The organism is Kitasatospora terrestris, assembly GCF_039542905.1.
Classification (GTDB): domain Bacteria; phylum Actinomycetota; class Actinomycetes; order Streptomycetales; family Streptomycetaceae; genus Kitasatospora; species Kitasatospora terrestris.
Genome location: NZ_BAABIS010000001.1, coordinates 7,933,736 through 7,948,806 on the forward strand (window position 1 = coordinate 7,933,736; position 15,071 = coordinate 7,948,806).

Below are 15,071 nucleotides of genomic sequence, written 5' to 3' on the forward strand. Positions count from 1 at the left end.
CGCACCGCACCTGCCCGCGCGCCACCCGCCGCCCCGCGGGCGCCCCCGTGCCGCGGGCGCCCCCGTGCCGCGGGCGTCCCCGTGTCGCCGGACGCGCCGCGGGCTGCCGCGGGGGCGGTGCGGACCGTAGGGTGGGGACGAGGACCGCCGCCGGACCCTGGGGAGCGCGCCATGACCGATCGCACCGCCGCCCATCCGGCCGCCGAGCTCGGGGTGATCGGGGGTTCGGGGCTGTACGCGCTGCTGGACGACGTCACCGAGGTGTCGGTGCAGACGCCGTACGGGCAGCCGAGCGACTCGGTGTTCCTGGGGGAGGTGGCGGGGCGCCGGGTGGCGTTCCTGCCGCGGCACGGGCGGGGGCACAGCCTGCCGCCGCACCGGATCAACTACCGGGCGAACCTGTGGGCGCTGCGTTCGCTGGGGGTGCGCCAGGTGCTGGGGCCGTGCGCGGTGGGCGGTCTGCGGCGGGAGTTCGGCCCGGGCACGCTGGTGGTGCCGGACCAGCTGGTGGACCGGACGGCGGCCCGGGTGCAGACGTTCTACGACGGCCTGCCGCTGCCGGACGGCTCGCTGCCGGAGGTGGTGCACGTCTCGATGGCGGACCCGTACTGCCCGGAGGGCCGCGCGGCCGCTCTCGCCGCGGCCCGGGACCACGCCTGGGAGCCGGTGGACGGCGGCACGCTGGTGGTGATCGAGGGGCCGCGGTTCTCGACCCGCGCGGAGTCCCGCTGGTTCACCGCGAACGGCTGGTCGGTGGTCGGCATGACGGGCCACCCGGAGGCGGTGCTGGCCCGTGAACTGGCGATCTGCTACACCTCGTTGGCGCTGGTCACCGACCTGGACGCGGGGGTGGGGACGGGCGAGGGGGTGACCCACGCGGAGGTGCTGAAGGAGTTCGCCCGCAACGTGGACCGGCTGCGCACGGTGCTGTTCAAGGCGCTGGAGTCGCTGCCCGCCACCCGGGACTGCGTCTGCTCGCACGCCCTGGACGGGGTCGCCACCGGCCTGCCGCCCGCCTGAGCGGACCGGACCCGGACCGGCGGGGGCGGCGCCGCGCTCAGCGGTGCCGGAGCAGGACGACCAGCCCGCCGGCCCAGAAGCCGATCACCGAGCCGATCAGCAGCGGCCGGGCCAGTACCACGCCGGCGGCCAGCATCACCCCGGAGACGGCGACCAGGACGCCCAGCCCGCCGAGGACGAGCTGCGCCGTGAGCCGGGGCCGGCGCGGCCGGTAGAGCCGCATGGTGCGCAGCTCCCGGTCGAGCAGCCGGGAGTCGCTGCGCAGCCTGGCCTCGATCTGGGCGAGGATCCGCCGTTCGCGTCCGGACAGTACGGGTTCGTCCACCGGCCCCACCTCCGCACGACGCGTTCGCGATGACGTACACCTCTGCTGCCCGGTGCGGAAGGCTCCGACACCGCGAAACCGGCCGACGGACCGTCGGAAACGCGCGTCAACACTGTTCGATGTCGGCCTTCTCCGTTCGAACAGCGCTGGCATAGCCTGCCTGCGGCGTGATTTGACTGACAGTCAATCCACCAGTCACGTGCTCCCTGTCAGGAGGAATACCACCATGTCCGCTCTGCCCGACCGCCGTACCGTGCTGCGCGCGGGGCTGGCCACCGCCGGCACCGCCGCGCTCGCGACCGCCGCCACCACCGCCGCGGCCGGCCCGGCCGAGGCCCGCCCGTTCACGCTGCGCCCGCAGGACGTGTCCCGCTGGATGACGGCCTACCTGAAGGCGTGGCAGACCAAGGACGCGGACGGGGTCGTCCAGCTCTTCACCCGGGACGCCATCTACCAGGCCGTCCCCGGTCTGCCGGACCAGATGTTCCACGGCCGCCAGGAGATCCACGACTACTGGACCTCGGTCACCGCGCCGCAGGCCGGCATGACCTACCTCCAGGGCACCCCGCTGGTCAACGGCAACCAGGCCGACCTGGAGATCTGGGTGTACTTCCAGCAGCCGTCCGAGACCGACGGCACCCTGCAGTGGGTCACCCTGATCGAGACCAACGTGCTGACCTTCGCCTCCCCGACCCTGGTCTCCCGCAACATCGAGTACAACCGGATCCTGGACGGCCGGGTCGACCCGCCGGCCGGCTGGGGCCGGCGCTGAACGCAGCCCCGGCCGGACGGTCGGGGCCGGTCGGCGGCCGGCTGGCCGCCGACTCGGCCCTGACCGTCCTCGCGCCGGCGATCTGGGGAACCACCTACCTGGTCACCACCGAGTGGCTGCCGCCCGACCGGCCGCTGCTGGCCTCCACCGTCCGGGCGCTGCCGGCCGGCCTGGTGCTGCTGGCGATCGGCCGGACGCTGCCGCGCGGCGCGTGGTGGTGGCGGGCCGCCGTCCTCGGCGTGCTCAACATCGGCGCGTTCTTCTACCTGCTGTTCGTCGCCGCCTACCACCTGCCCGGCGGGGTGGCGGCGCTGGTGGTGGCCGCGCAGCCGATGATGGTGCTGGTCCTCGGCGCGCTGCTGCTGCGCGAGCGGATCCGGCCGCTCCAGGTGGTCTCCTGCCTGCTGGGCGTCGCCGGGGTGGTCCTGCTGGTGCTCAAGCCGCAGGCCGGGATGGACGCGATCGGGGTGGTCGCGGGCCTGGCCGGCGCGGTCTGCATGGCCAGCGGCATCGTGCTCACCAAACGCTGGGGCCGGCCGGAGGGGGTCGGCGTCCTCACCTTCACCGGCTGGCAGTTGACGGTCGGCGGGCTGGTGCTCGTCCCGGCGACGCTGCTCGCCGAAGGGCTGCCCGGCACGGTCACCGCCGGCAACCTCGGCGGGTTCGCCTACCTCAGCCTGATCGGCGCGCTGTTCGCGTACGCGATCTGGTTCCGCGGCATCGCCCGGCTGCCCGCGCTCGCCGTCTCGATGCTCGGCTTCGGCAGCCCGCTGTCCGCCACCGTGCTCGGCTACCTGGTCCTCGGCCAGACCCTCACCCCGCTCCAACTCGCGGGCGCCGCAGCCGTGGTGACCGCGGTCGTGCTCGCCCAGCTGCGCCCCCGCAGTACCGCCCCGGCCCCGGCCGAGGCGCCCCTAGTCAAAGCCTTATGACCCATCAACGGCGTGAAGAGGAGTAGGCGTTGGACACCACCCGGTACAAGTCCCGACTTCAGGACAGCCGTCTGGGCAGATGCCTGCCCGACTTGCTGCGGGACCAGGCCGAGACCCGGCCGGACGCCGTCGCGGTCAGCTTCGAGGACCAGGACCTGACCTTCCGGGACCTGGAGCAGACGGCCGGTCGGCTCGCCTGCTACCTGCACCGGCAGGGCGTCGGCAACGACGACTGCGTCGGCCTGTACGTCGAACCCTCGCTCGACCTGATGATCGGCGCCTGGGGCATCCTGCTGGCCGGCGCCGCGTACCTGCCGCTCTCCCCGGAGTACCCGGAGGACCGGCTGCGCTACATGCTGGAGGACAGCCGCACCCGGGTCGTGGTCACCCAGGACCACCTGGTCGCCAAGCTCGCCGAACTCGCCCCGGCCGGTACCCGGGTGATCACCCTCGCCGACGCCCAGACCTGCGAGGACGGCGGCTGCTCCGACGTGGAGCGGATCTCCGTCCCGCCGGACGCGCTCGCCTACGTGATCTACACCTCGGGCTCCACCGGCCGCCCCAAGGGCGTGATGATCGAGCACCGCAGCATCATGTCGCAGATGCGCTGGCTCGCCGACTGCGGCCACCTCGGCCCGGAGACCGCGATCCTCCAGAAGACTCCGATGAGCTTCGACGCGGCGCAGTGGGAGATCCTCGCGCCCGCGCTCGGCGGCCGCGTGGTGATGGGCGCCCCCGGCATCTTCCGCGACCCCGAGGCGCTGATCTCCACCGTCATGAAGCACGAGGTGACCACGCTGCAGTGCGTGCCCACCCTGCTGCAGGCGCTGATCGACACCGAGGAGTTCCACCTCTGCCTGTCGCTGCGCCGGGTCTTCTCCGGCGGCGAGGCGCTCTCCCGCAGCCTCGCCCGCGCCCTGGCGGACGAGCTGCCGTGGGTCTCGCTGGTCAACCTGTACGGCCCCACCGAGTGCACCATCAACGCCACCGCGCACCTGGTCGACCCGGACGAGATCGCCGAGGGCCCCGGCACCATCCCGATCGGCGTGCCCGTCGACAACACCCAGTGCTACATCCTGGACGAGAACCGGGCCCCGGTCGGCATCGGCGAGACCGGCGAACTGTACATCGGCGGCGTCCAGCTGGCCCGCGGCTACCTGCACCGCGAGGAGCAGACCGCGGAGCGCTTCGTGCCCTCGCCGTTCATCCCCACCGAGAAGCTGTACAAGACCGGTGACCTCGCGCAGTGGAACCCGGACGGCACCATCCAGTTCTTCGGCCGGGTCGACAACCAGATCAAGCTGCGCGGCTACCGGGTCGAGCTGGACGAGATCGCCCTCGCCATCGAGGAGCACACCTGGGTCAAGCGGGCCGCCGCGATCGTCACCGACGACCCGCGCACCGGCTTCCAGAACCTGGTCGCCTGCATCGAGCTCAACCCCAAGGAAGCCGCCCTGATGGACCAGGGCGTGGCGGGCTCCCACCACCAGTCCAAGAGCAGCAAGCTCCAGGTGAAGGCGCAGCTGTCCGACCCGGGCCTGCGCGAGCCGGAGGAGCTGGCCGGCCGGCCCACCCTGGTGCTGCCGGGCAAGCAGGAGAACGAGCGGCAGCGCCGCGAGACCTTCGCCCGCAAGACCTACCGCTTCTACGACGGCGGCAGGGTCAGCCGGGACGACCTGCTCGAACTGCTCGCCCCGAGCCGGGTGAACACCTTCTCCCGCCCGCTGGACGAGCTCTCCTTCGAGGAACTCGGCGAGCTGCTGCGCTGGTTCGGCCAGTACCGCAGCGAGGAGCGGCTGCTGCCGAAGTACTCCTACGCCTCGCCCGGCGCGCTCTACGCCACCCAGCTCTACCTGGAGACCGGCGGCCTGCCCGGGCTGGACGCGGGCATCTACTACTACCACCCGGTGGACCACTCGCTGGTGCGGATCGGCGGCGCCACCGGCGGCGCCGGCAAGTACCTGGAGCTGCACTTCCTCGGCAAGAAGCGGGCCATCGAGCCGGTCTACAAGAACAACATCCAGGAAGTGCTGGAGTTCGAGACCGGCCACATGCTGGGCGTTTTCGAGGAGATCCTGCCCGAGTACGGCCTGACCGTCCGGCCGTCCTCGTACCACCCGGCGGTCAAGGCCAGCCTGGACGTCGCGGACGAGGACTACTACCTCGGCACCTTCGAGGTCTGCGCCAACGACGGCAAGCGCCGCCCCGACCCGACCGAGCTGTACGTGCAGGCCCACCCGGGCCGGGTGGACGGCCTCTCGGCCGGCCAGTACCGCTACCTGGACGGCGAGCTGCAGCCGATCTCGCCCGAGCTGGTCCAGCCCCGGCACGTGATCGCGATCAACCAGCAGGTCTACGACCGGGCCAGCTTCGGGATCAGCGCGGTCAGCCGCGCCGACCAGGACTGGCTGCACTACATCGCGCTCGGCACCAAGCTGCACCACCTGCAGCGCAACGGCCTGTCGCTGGGCTTCATGTCCTCCGGCTACAGCTCCAAGACCGGCAACCCGCTGCCCGCCGCGCGCCGGATCGACGACATCCTCACCTCGCGCTCCATCGCCACCGGCCCCTCGTACTTCTTCCTCGGCGGCAAGGTCACCGAGGAGCAGATCCTCAGCGAGGGCATGTACGAGGACACCGTGCACATGCGCGGCCCGGCCGAGATGGTCCGCGACGAGCTCTCCCACCTGCTGCCCGACTACATGCTGCCCAACCGGGTGCTGGTGCTCGACTCGCTGCCGCTGACCGCCAACGGCAAGGTCGACGCCAAGGCGCTGGCCGCCTCGGAGGAGGTCAGGAACGCGAGCGCCGGCACCGAGTACGTCCCGCCCGCGACCGAGACCGAGCGCTGGCTGGCCGAACTGTGGGGCCAGGCCCTCAAGTACGAGAACGTGTCGATGGAGGACGAGTTCTTCTCCTCCGGCGGCAACTCGCTGATCGCGGTCTCGCTGGTCAACCGGATCAACAAGGCCAGGGGCACCAAGCTGCCGCTCCAGGTGGTCTTCGAGGCGCCCAAGCTCGCCGACCTGGTGGCGCGGATCGAGGACGACGGCGCCGAGCCGGCCTCCCGGCTGGTGCTGCTGCACAACGGCGGCGCCGACCGCCCGGTGTACTGCTGGCCCGGCCTCGGCGGGTACCCGATGAACCTGCGGCTGCTCGGCCAGGAGGCCGGGATCGCCCGCCCGTTCTACGGCATCCAGGCGTACGGCATCAACGAGTCCGAGATCCCGTACCCGACCATCAAGGAGATGGCCGCCGCGGACGTCGCCGAGCTGCGGCGCACCCAGCCGGAGGGCCCGTACACGCTGTGGGGATACTCCTTCGGCGCCCGGGTGGCCTTCGAGGCGGCCTGGCAGCTGGAGCAGGCCGGCGAGCTGGTCGACGACCTGCTGCTGATCTGCCCCGGCAACCCGAAGGTCCGGCAGGCCGACGGCGAGCAGTGGGGACGCGAGTCCTCGTACCGCAACCCGGCGTACGTCACCATCCTGTTCTCGGTGTTCGCCGGCGGCATCAGCGGCCCGGACCTGCAGCGCTGCCTGGAGGTCGCCAAGGACGAGGACAGCTTCGTCGCCTTCGTGCACGGCCTGCTGCCCGCCCTCGGCGAGCCGGTGATCCGCCGGATCACCCGGATCGTCCAGGAGACCTACGAGTTCGAGTACAGCTTCCGCGAGCTGGCCGAGCGGCAGCTGAGCGCCCCGGTGACCATCCTGAAGGCCACCGGCGACGACTACTCCTTCATCGAGGGCAGCTCCGGCTACTCCGCCGTCCCGCCGACCGTGGTGACCCTGGAGGGCGACCACTACAGCGTGCTGCGCGAGGCCGGGATCACCGAACTGGTGACCGCCATCCGTGACCGCGACCGCGGATAGCGGACGGCGGGTTAGGGTTCCGGGGCGGCCTGTCCATCCAACGGGCCGCCCCAGAGCCGTCTCTGATCGACCGTCATCGAGCTCCACCGAAGGGACCGCCCATGCTCGACCTGCCCAGCCGCCCCGGACCGGCACCCGAGGTCTACGGCCCCGCGCCGCACGCCCAGCGCTCCCAGACCGCCCCCGTGATGCTCCAGGAGGAGCTGTGGGAGCGGATGCGGGCCCTGCCGTTCACCTACATGGCCCCGACCCTGGTCTCGGTGTCGCACGCCCGCTCGCTGTTCATCCCCGAGGGCATCGGCGCCGGCCCGGCCGCCGCCTTCCAGCGCGGCCGCGAGTGGGCGCACATCCACCCGCACCACGACGGCAGCCTGCACCTCACCCTGCCCGACCCGCTCAAGGACGAGGTGGAGAAGGCCGGCTGGGGCGTGCGCCACCCCGAGCAGGACACCATCCTGGTCTACGGCCCGCGCGAGCGCGGCGAGTTGGAGGTGGTCTGGGCGCTCGTCCAGCTCTCCTACGCCTACGCGGTCGGCGAACTCGGCTGATCGCAGACCTGCGGCTCGGCGCCGAGACCCGTCTCGGCGTCGAGCACCCGCAGGTGGTCGTGCGCGCCGCAGTCGTCGAAGACCAGGACGCGGTCGCCGCCCAGCGGCACCGGCAGCCCCGGGTGCACCGGGCGCCGCCAGCGGACCCGGCCGTCCCGGACGGACACCAACCCCTGCCCGTCCAACCGGTGCAGCACCGCGAACAGGTGGCGCGGTCCGGCCGTCAGCTCGACGGACGAGCCCCGGCGCTCCCGCCGCGGCACCCCCCGCGGCCAGCGCAGCCCGGTCAGCAGGCGCGGCCCGAGGCCGCCGACCCGGGCCGAGACGATCCGCGTCCCGCGCGCCCGCCAGTGGTCCGGGTTCCCCAGGTCCACCTTCGCCACCGTGTAGAGCCGGTCCCCGACCTCGGCCACCGCGTCGTCGTCGAACCAGTACAGCTCCTGCAGCGGCGCGTAGAAGGTCCGCAGGCGCAGCGAGTCCAGCGGTCCGAGACGGCGCGCCCGCAGGCGGCCGAAACCGACCCAGGCGTCCGGACCGGTCATCCGCTGGGCGTGCCACTTCGCGCCGTAGCGGCTCGCTCCCCGCAGCCTGCGGGTGCCGAGGTCGGCACCGGTCGCCGGGTCGATCCGGGTGACCACGCCCGAGCGCTGCGACGCGGCGAGCAGCACGGTCTTGCGGATGCCCGCCCCGGGAACCATCGCGAGCGTGCCGCGGGCCTGCTCGCCCGTGCGCCGCCACAGCCGGGTGCCGGTCCGGGCGTCGAACGCGGCGAGGGTGACGGTGGTGCCGGTCCGGGCGAACACCCTCCCGTGCGCCACCAGCACGTCGTCGATCAGGTCGTGCTCGTGCCGCCACAGCACCCGGCCGTGCGCGAGGTCCACCGCCTCGATGTACCGCGGCCCGTCGACGTCCTGGTCGCCCTGCCAGCGGACCAGCGTCTGCCCGTCCGCCCGGTAGCCCGACAGCGGCACCGTGTCGCTGCGCCAGGCGAGCCCGCCGTCCGCCCGGCGCAGACAGACCAGCGCGATCGGCTGTGCGCCGTGCCTGGCCGTCGGCGCGGTGGCCACCAGCACGTGGTCGCCGGCCACCGTCAGCGGCGTCGACCGCGGGTACTCGAGCTCCCCGACCCAGTCCGGGCTGCGCCACAGCTGCCGCCCGTCGGCTGCCGCGAGACAGGTCAGCTGACCGTCCACCAGGAGCAGCACCTCCTCGCCGTCCACCACCGGCACGCCCAGCAGGTGACGGCGCGTCGAGACGGTCCACAGCGCGGCGGCCGCATCGCGGGTGACGGTCAGTGGGACGGCGTCGCTGGGCACAGGGCTTCCTCCGGTCGGGTGCGCACAGAATGATCTCCCGCGAACCGCCCCGCCGTACAGTGGCCCCGGAACCCAGCGAGTGCGGAGGCGGCGTGGACGAGCTCGACTACCCGGACGTGCGGCAGGCGGCCGAGCGGATCGCCGGACGGGTCCGGCCGGTCGCCGTGGTGCCCGCCGGATTCGCGGCCGGCAGCGGGCGGCTGCACCTCGCGCTCGAGTACCTCCAGCACACCGGCAGCTTCAAGGCCCGCGGCGCGCAGAACTTCCTCGCCGCCCACCGCGAGGCCGGCACCCTGCCCGACGCCGGCGTCACCATCGCCTCCGGCGGCAACGCGGGCCTGGCCTGCGCCTGGGCCGCCCAGGAACAGGGCGTCCGCGCCACCGTCTTCCTGCCCGCCAACGCCCCCGAGGTCAAGATCGCCAAGCTGCGCGGGTACGGCGCCGAGGTGGTGCTGGCGGGGCGCGAGTACGCGGACGCGCTGGCCGCCTGCGAGGAGTTCGCCCACGTCTCCGGGGCGCTCGCCTCGCACGCCTACGACCACCCGCTGATCGCCGCGGGCGCGGGCACCCTGGTCGACGAGATCCGCGCCACCGTCCCGGAGGTGGAGACGGTGGTGGTCTCGGTCGGCGGCGGCGGACTGTTCGCCGGGGTCGCCACCGCCGCCCGGTACCACGGCGTGCGCACCGTGGCGGTCGAGCCGGAGAACTGCCGGGCACTGAACGCCGCCCTGCAGGCCGGCAGGCCCGTCGACGTCCCGGTCGACTCCGTCGCCGCCGACGCACTCGGCGCCCGCCGGGCCACCGCCCTCGCCGTGGCCGCCGCCCGGCGCGCCGACGTCCGCTCCGTCCTGGTCCCGGACGAGGAGATCGTCCGGGCCCGCCGCCTGCTCTGGGACCAGCGCCGCTCCGCCGTCGAACACGCGGCCGGCGCCGCTCTCGCCGGTCTCCTCGCCCCCGGCGGCTACCGCCCCGAACCCGGCGAGACCGTCGTCGTCGTCCTCTGCGGCGCCAACACCGACCCGGTGGACCTCCAGGCGACCTGAGCCCCCGTCCACCACCCACCGGACGCCCGAGCCCGCACCGGGGGCCTCCGGCGGCCCCACGCTTCACGCGACCCTTCGCCTCCGGCGGTTCTTGCCTCCGGCGGTCTCGCCTCGGGCGGTTCTTTGCCTCACGCGGTCCCGCCTCCGGTGGCCCCGCCTCCGGCGGTTCTTCGCCTCACGTGGTCCCACGCTTCACGTGGTCCCCGCCTTCGGCGGTTCTTTGCCTCACGTGGTCCCACGCTTCACGTGGTCCCACGCTTCACGTGGTCCCACGCTTCACGTGGTCCCCGCCTTCGGCGGTTCTTTGCCTCACGCGGTTCTTGCCTCCGGCGGTCTCGCCTCGGGCGGTTCTTTGCCTCACGCGGTTCTTGCCTCCGGTGGTCCCGCCTCGGGCGGTTCTTGCCTCTGGCGTTCTTCGCCTCGGGCGGGGTCGCCCTCGCACGTTGCTGTGCGCCCGTTCGCGCGGCGTGGGCGGGGATGTCGGTGGGGGCTGGGATGCTCCCGCCATGGAGATGGAGCTGCAGTTGGTGATCGACTGCGCCGACCCGGTGCGGTTGGTGCGGTTCTGGGCGGAGGCGCTCGGGTACGTGCCGGAGCCGGCGCCGGGCGGGCACGCCACCTGGCGGGAGTACTGGGCGGCGACGGGCGTGCCGGACGAGGAGCTGCCGCCGGGGGCGGGGGAGACGCCGGAGTCGATCGTCGACCCGGAGGGGAAGGGGCCCCGGGTGTGGTTCCAGGCCGTTCCCGAGGCGAAGACGGCGAAGAACCGGCTGCACCTCGACCTCAAGGTGGGCGGCGGCCGCGGCGTCCCGCTGGAGGAGCGCACCCGCCGGGTCACCGCGAAGGTCGACCGCCTCACCGCGGCCGGCGCCACCGTGCTGCGGGTGATGGACGAACCGGAGACGGCGTACTACGCCGTGGTCCTCCAGGACCCCGAGGGCAACGAGTTCTGCGTGGTCTAGGAGGCCGCGGCTTCGCGGAAGCGCTCCAGGCGGCCCGACCGCGGTGACGCCTGTCCAGGTGACCTGTGGCATATCCGGTCCTTCCTGCGGGGATCTACCGGTATGCCCGAGCGCCAGGTCACGGAAGTCGACGGCCGCCGGCTGGTCCTCTCGCACCTCGACAAGGTGCTGTGGCCCGCCACCGGATGGACGAAGGGCGAGGCCCTCTACTACTACGCCCAGGTCGCGCCGGTGATGCTCCCGCACCTGCGCGGGCGGCCGGCGGCCTTCCTGCGCTTCCCGCAGGGCATCGGCGAGGAGGGCTTCTTCGCCAAGAACCCGCCGCCCGGCCTGCCCGCCTGGGTGCGCACGGTGACCGCTCCGAGCCGCGAGGGCCCCAAGGAGCGGGTCGCCGTCGACGACCTGGCCACCCTGATGACGGTCGCCAACGGGTACGCGCTGGAGCTGCACGTCCCGCAGTGGACGGCCGACAGCGGCCCTGACCACCACGACCGCCTGGTGGTCGACCTGGACCCCGGGCCGGGCACGGACCTCACCGACTGCTGCCGGGTGGCGCTGGTGATCCGCGAGCTGCTGGCCGCCGACGGGCTGACCGCCCACCCGAAGACCTCGGGGGCGAAGGGGCTGCACCTGTACGCCGCGCTGCGGCCGGCGCCCGCGCGGGAGGTCGGCGCGTACGCGAAGGCGCTCGCCGAGCGGCTGGCCCGGGAGCTGCCGGGGCTGGTGGTGGCGCGGATGGCCAAGGCCCTGCGGCGGGAGCGGGTCCTCGTGGACTGGTCGCAGAACGCCACCGCCAAGACCACCGCCGCGCCCTACACCCTGCGCGCCACCGCCGTGCCGGGCGTCTCGACCCCGCTCTCCTGGGCGGAGGTGGAGGGCTGCGAGTCGCCCGAGCAGCTGGCCTTCACCCCGGACCGGGTCCTGGAGCGCGTCGCCGACCGGGGCGACCTGCTCGCCGGCCTCCTCACGGACGCCGGCGAGCTCCCGCGGGGCTAGATCCGCGGGCTCACGGTGCGATCTCGAACGCGGGCGGCTCCAGGCAGGCCAGGCACGCGAGGTCCGGCGCGGTCGGGGTGTCGAAGAACGACCGGGTGACGGACTGCGCGCAGGGCGAGTCGGCGAAGACCACGTGCGCGACGTACGGGACGGTGACGACCGTCGACCGGCTCAGGGTGCGGGCGGCGTACGGGCCGCTGCTCGGCGCGGTCTGCGAGTCGAAGCCGCCCGACAGGACGAGGGTGGGGATGTCGCTGACCGTCACGTCGCGGACCGAGCCCGGGGCCGCGGGGACGTCCCAGGCGCGGCAGTCGTCGTGCAGCCAGGCCAGCCCGGGGGCCTGCGCCTGCACCGACGCGGGGAAGGAGGGGAAGGCCTGCTGCCCGGCCCGGAGCACGTCGGCCTCGGTCTCGAACGGCGTCCACTCGCTGCAGAACACGCCGTAGGCGAGGCCGTGCGAGAGCCGCCCCACGGCCTGCGGGGCGAGCTTGCCGCCCGCCCACTGCTCGGCGATCCGCTGCGGGTTGCCGTGCGCCAGCTCGTCGAGCGAGCGGGGCACCCCGGCCGCCAGGTGGCTGGCGAAGGTCAGCCAGTTCACCAGGACTCCGCCGTCCAGCACGACCTCCACCGGGTCCGGGTGGCCCGGGACGGCGACCTCGGTGGTGACCGGGTGGGCCTCCAGCTCGACGACGAGCCGCTCGAAGGTGCCCTTGAGGTCCGGGTAGCGGCCGTCGCACTCGGGCTGCGCCGCGCAGGCCGCGAAGATGCCGTCGAAGCCCTCGCGGGCGGCCTTCCAGGTGACCGCGCCGCTCGCCAGCGAGGGCGGCAGGACGCCGTCGATGCCGACCGAGCGCAGGCCCTCCGGGTGCAGGCGCTGGTAGAGCAGCGCCAGGTCGGTGCCGTAGGAGATGCCGAAGACGTTCCACTCCCGGATGCCGAGCGCGCGGCGCAGGTCGGCGTAGTCGGCGGCGCTCTCGGTGCTGTTGTACGCGCCGAGGTCGGCGCCCAGGCCGGTCAGCCGGTCGCGGCAGGCGCGGGTGGCCTCGACGTGCAGGGCGCCGGTGGAGGGCGCGCCCCAGACGAGGTTCAGCGCGCGGGCGTTGAACGCGTCGATGTTCGGGCAGGTGAGCGCGGGGTCGGCCGAGTAGGTGCCGCGCTGGGACATGAAGATCAGGTCCCGGTCGCGGTTCAGGCCGCCGGCCAGCGCCAGCCCGATCTCGGAGTTGGCGTCGTCGCCGGGGCCGCCGGCGAGCCACACGATCGGGTCGGGTGCGGGCCGGTGGGCCTCGGCGGGCACCACCGCGACGGCGAGGGCGATCGTCCGTCCGGTGGGCCGGGAGCGGTCCTCGGGCACGGTGAGGGTTCCGCAGCGGGCGTCGTCGAGCCCGGGGGTGGGGTCGGCGGTCCGCGGGCAGGGGCCCGGTTCGTAGTGGGCGTGCCCCCAGGTGCCGGCGGCGGTGCCGAGCGGCTCCGGGGCGCCGCCCCGGGCGTGGGCGGGCAGGGCGGCGAGGCCGGCCAGCAGGGCGCCGGCGGCGGCGCCGGCCAGGGCGGTCCGCAGCCGGCGGGCGGTGCGGCGGTGGCGGGGAGGGCGGATGGTCACGGGACGGCCTCCGGCTCGGGGGTGATGGTGAACGGGGCGGGCTCGAGGCCGGCCGCGCAGCGGGTGTCGGGCGCGGCCGGGTCGGCGAGGAAGGAGACCAGGACGTCCGCCGCGCAGCACGACTGGGGGACCACCCAGTGGCCGATCCCGGGGATCCGCACGACCGTCGAGCGGGACAGCGTCCGGGCCGCGTACGCGCCCCAACTGGCCCCGGTCTTCGCGTCGAAGGTGCCGGAGAGGACGAGCGCCGGCAGGTCGCTGACGGTGGGCACCCGCTGGGCGGCGGTGCGGTCGGGCACGTCCCACACGTCGCACACGTCGTACTGGAAGGGCAGCTGCGGCGCCTGCGCCAGGACGGAGTCCGGCCATCCGGGGAAGGCCCGCCGCCCGGCGGCCAGCACCTCGTCCGCCGCGTGGCCCGGCACCCACTCGCCGCAGGCGACCGACTCCTTCAGCCCCTGGGCGAACTCGCCGACGACCGGCGTCGCGCCGGCGGCGCGGGCCCGGGCGAAGCGTTCCGGATTCCCGTGCGCCAGCTCGTCGATCGCCGCGGGGAGGTCCGCGAACGGGACGGCCTTGGCGACCAGCAGGTCCACCAGCGCGCCGCCGTCGAGGACGACCCGCACCGGGTCGCCCCCGGCCGGCGGCTGCACCGTCAGCGTCAGGGGGTCCGCCTCCAGCCGTCCGACCTGCTCGGTCAGCGTCCGCTCCAGGCCCGGGTAGCGCTCGGCGCAGGCGGGCTGGGCCTCGCAGGCCGCGAACACCGCGTCCAGCCCCTCGCGGGCGCTGTCCCAGGTCCACGGCAGGGTGATGACCTGCGGAGGGGCGACCGAGTCGATCGCCACCGACCGGATCCCCCCGGGGTGCCGGCGCAGGTGGGTGAGGGCCAGGTCGGTGCCGTAGGAGTAGCCGTAGACGTGCCACCGCCCCACGCCCAGGGCCTCGCGCAGGTCGGCGAAGTCGGCGGCGTTCTCGAAGGTGTTGTACGCGCCCAGGTCGACGCCGTCGGCCGTCAGGCGGTCCCGGCACTCCTGCGTGGCCCGTACCAGGAGCCGACCGGTCGAGGGCGTGCCGTAGCGCAGGCCGACCGCGGCCGCGTTGAACCGGTCGACCTCCGGGCAGGCCAGGTTCGGCTCCGAGTGGAGCGTCCCGCGCTGCGCCATGACGATCAGTTCGCGGTCCCGGTTCACCCCGGAGCCGATCAGGAACGGGATGGACCCGAACGCGTCGCCGCCCGGGCCGCCCTCCATGAACACCACCGGGTCCGGGTCCGGCTCCGAGGACGCGGCCGGGACGATCGCGACGGCCAGCCGGATCGTCCGCCCGCCGGGGTGCTCACGGCTCTCCGGCACCTCCAGGAAGCCGCAGCGCCCCGGCACCGGCTCCGGCGTCGGCGGGCAGGGGCCGGGCACGAACCGTGCCGGGTGCCCCGACCCGCCGCCGTGCCCCGCCGGCGCCGCGGCCGGGGCCGGACCCGCCGCGCCCAGCAGCACCAGGGCGCCCGCGAGGACCGCCGCCCCGGCGGGCGCACCCCGGGGGCGCCTGCGCGCGTACCGGTGCTGTGCCCACCGCCGTACCGACCTGCCGGCCGCGCGAACGCGCGGCGGGCAACTCTGCTGCCTGCCCTGCTCCACCATGTGGTTCCGTCTCTCCGACGCCCCGTCCGCCCCCGATCGGGGGACGCCGCG

At 74.2% G+C, this 15,071-nt stretch carries 12 protein-coding genes; 8 read left to right on the top strand and 4 right to left on the bottom strand.

The annotated features are described in order from the left end of the window. Positions 1 to 171: 171 nt before the first annotated feature. Entirely contained in the window at positions 172 to 1,020 is an 849-nt protein-coding gene (locus ABEB06_RS36170) for an S-methyl-5'-thioadenosine phosphorylase (protein WP_345701172.1), read from the top strand. A 37-nt stretch (positions 1,021 to 1,057) separates the two neighbouring features. On the opposite strand, the gene ABEB06_RS36175 is transcribed toward ABEB06_RS36170, so the two are convergent. After that, positions 1,058 to 1,345, bottom strand: a complete 288-nt coding sequence (locus ABEB06_RS36175) for a DUF3040 domain-containing protein (RefSeq protein WP_345701173.1) — start codon at positions 1,343 to 1,345, stop codon at positions 1,058 to 1,060. Between the two features lie 226 nt (positions 1,346 to 1,571). Between ABEB06_RS36175 and ABEB06_RS36180 the strand changes: the two genes are divergently transcribed. The 4 genes from ABEB06_RS36180 to ABEB06_RS36195 all read left to right on the top strand — a co-directional run bounded on the left by ABEB06_RS36180 (position 1,572) and on the right by ABEB06_RS36195 (position 7,466). Beyond that, complete coding sequence (locus ABEB06_RS36180) at positions 1,572 to 2,117, top strand: nuclear transport factor 2 family protein (RefSeq protein WP_345701174.1); 546 nt, start codon at positions 1,572 to 1,574, stop codon at positions 2,115 to 2,117. Continuing rightward, the gene (locus ABEB06_RS36185; RefSeq protein ID WP_425559831.1) at positions 2,114 to 3,049 is read left to right on the top strand and encodes an EamA family transporter; all 936 of its coding nucleotides are present in this window, start codon (positions 2,114 to 2,116) and stop codon (positions 3,047 to 3,049) included. The genes ABEB06_RS36180 and ABEB06_RS36185 overlap by 4 nt, the downstream gene beginning before the upstream one ends. Before the next feature lie 29 nt (positions 3,050 to 3,078). Further along, positions 3,079 to 6,918 (top strand): amino acid adenylation domain-containing protein, encoded by a 3,840-nt coding sequence (locus ABEB06_RS36190; protein ID WP_345701175.1) that lies wholly within the window; start codon positions 3,079 to 3,081, stop codon positions 6,916 to 6,918. 101 nt (positions 6,919 to 7,019) lie between these two features. Further along, positions 7,020 to 7,466, top strand: a complete 447-nt coding sequence (locus ABEB06_RS36195) for a luciferase domain-containing protein (protein WP_345701176.1) — start codon at positions 7,020 to 7,022, stop codon at positions 7,464 to 7,466. Here the strand turns inward: ABEB06_RS36195 and ABEB06_RS36200 are convergent. Continuing rightward, positions 7,442 to 8,782, bottom strand: a complete 1,341-nt coding sequence (locus ABEB06_RS36200; protein WP_345701177.1) for an outer membrane protein assembly factor BamB family protein — start codon at positions 8,780 to 8,782, stop codon at positions 7,442 to 7,444. The genes ABEB06_RS36195 and ABEB06_RS36200 overlap by 25 nt on opposite strands. Positions 8,783 to 8,874: 92 nt before the next feature. Here ABEB06_RS36200 and ABEB06_RS36205 point away from each other — a divergent pair, with 92 nt between their 5' ends. From ABEB06_RS36205 to ligD, 3 genes are all read left to right on the top strand, one after another. After that, positions 8,875 to 9,825, top strand: a complete 951-nt coding sequence (locus ABEB06_RS36205; protein WP_345701178.1) for a serine/threonine dehydratase — start codon at positions 8,875 to 8,877, stop codon at positions 9,823 to 9,825. A gap of 506 nt (positions 9,826 to 10,331) precedes the next feature. Continuing rightward, positions 10,332 to 10,787 carry a VOC family protein gene (locus tag ABEB06_RS36210; RefSeq protein WP_345701179.1) on the top strand — a complete coding sequence of 152 codons (456 nt, stop codon included), beginning with the start codon at positions 10,332 to 10,334 and terminating at the stop codon, positions 10,785 to 10,787. A gap of 102 nt (positions 10,788 to 10,889) precedes the next feature. Beyond that, a complete protein-coding gene (gene ligD, locus ABEB06_RS36215; protein WP_345701180.1) occupies positions 10,890 to 11,783 on the top strand; it encodes a non-homologous end-joining DNA ligase in 894 nt (297 codons plus the stop codon). A gap of 10 nt (positions 11,784 to 11,793) precedes the next feature. On the opposite strand, the gene ABEB06_RS36220 is transcribed toward ligD, so the two are convergent. Both ABEB06_RS36220 and ABEB06_RS36225 read right to left on the bottom strand, forming a co-directional pair. Next, positions 11,794 to 13,383 carry an alpha/beta fold hydrolase gene (locus tag ABEB06_RS36220; protein ID WP_345701181.1) on the bottom strand — a complete coding sequence of 530 codons (1,590 nt, stop codon included), beginning with the start codon at positions 13,381 to 13,383 and terminating at the stop codon, positions 11,794 to 11,796. Beyond that, positions 13,380 to 14,633, bottom strand: coding sequence for an alpha/beta fold hydrolase (locus ABEB06_RS36225; RefSeq protein WP_345702099.1), 1,254 nt, complete (start codon positions 14,631 to 14,633; stop codon positions 13,380 to 13,382). The genes ABEB06_RS36220 and ABEB06_RS36225 overlap by 4 nt, the downstream gene beginning before the upstream one ends. Between the last annotated feature and the right edge of the window lie 438 nt (positions 14,634 to 15,071).

Coding starts and splice junctions, on each gene's coding strand:
- ABEB06_RS36170 (WP_345701172.1), top strand. CDS start 172: ATGACCGATCGCACCGCCGCCCATCCGGCCGCCGAGCTCGGGGTGATC.
- ABEB06_RS36180 (WP_345701174.1), top strand. CDS start 1,572: ATGTCCGCTCTGCCCGACCGCCGTACCGTGCTGCGCGCGGGGCTGGCC.
- ABEB06_RS36195 (WP_345701176.1), top strand. CDS start 7,020: ATGCTCGACCTGCCCAGCCGCCCCGGACCGGCACCCGAGGTCTACGGC.
- ABEB06_RS36210 (WP_345701179.1), top strand. CDS start 10,332: ATGGAGATGGAGCTGCAGTTGGTGATCGACTGCGCCGACCCGGTGCGG.
- ligD (WP_345701180.1), top strand. CDS start 10,890: ATGCCCGAGCGCCAGGTCACGGAAGTCGACGGCCGCCGGCTGGTCCTC.
- ABEB06_RS36225 (WP_345702099.1), bottom strand. CDS start 14,633: ATGGAGGGCGGCCCGGGCGGCGACGCGTTCGGGTCCATCCCGTTCCTG.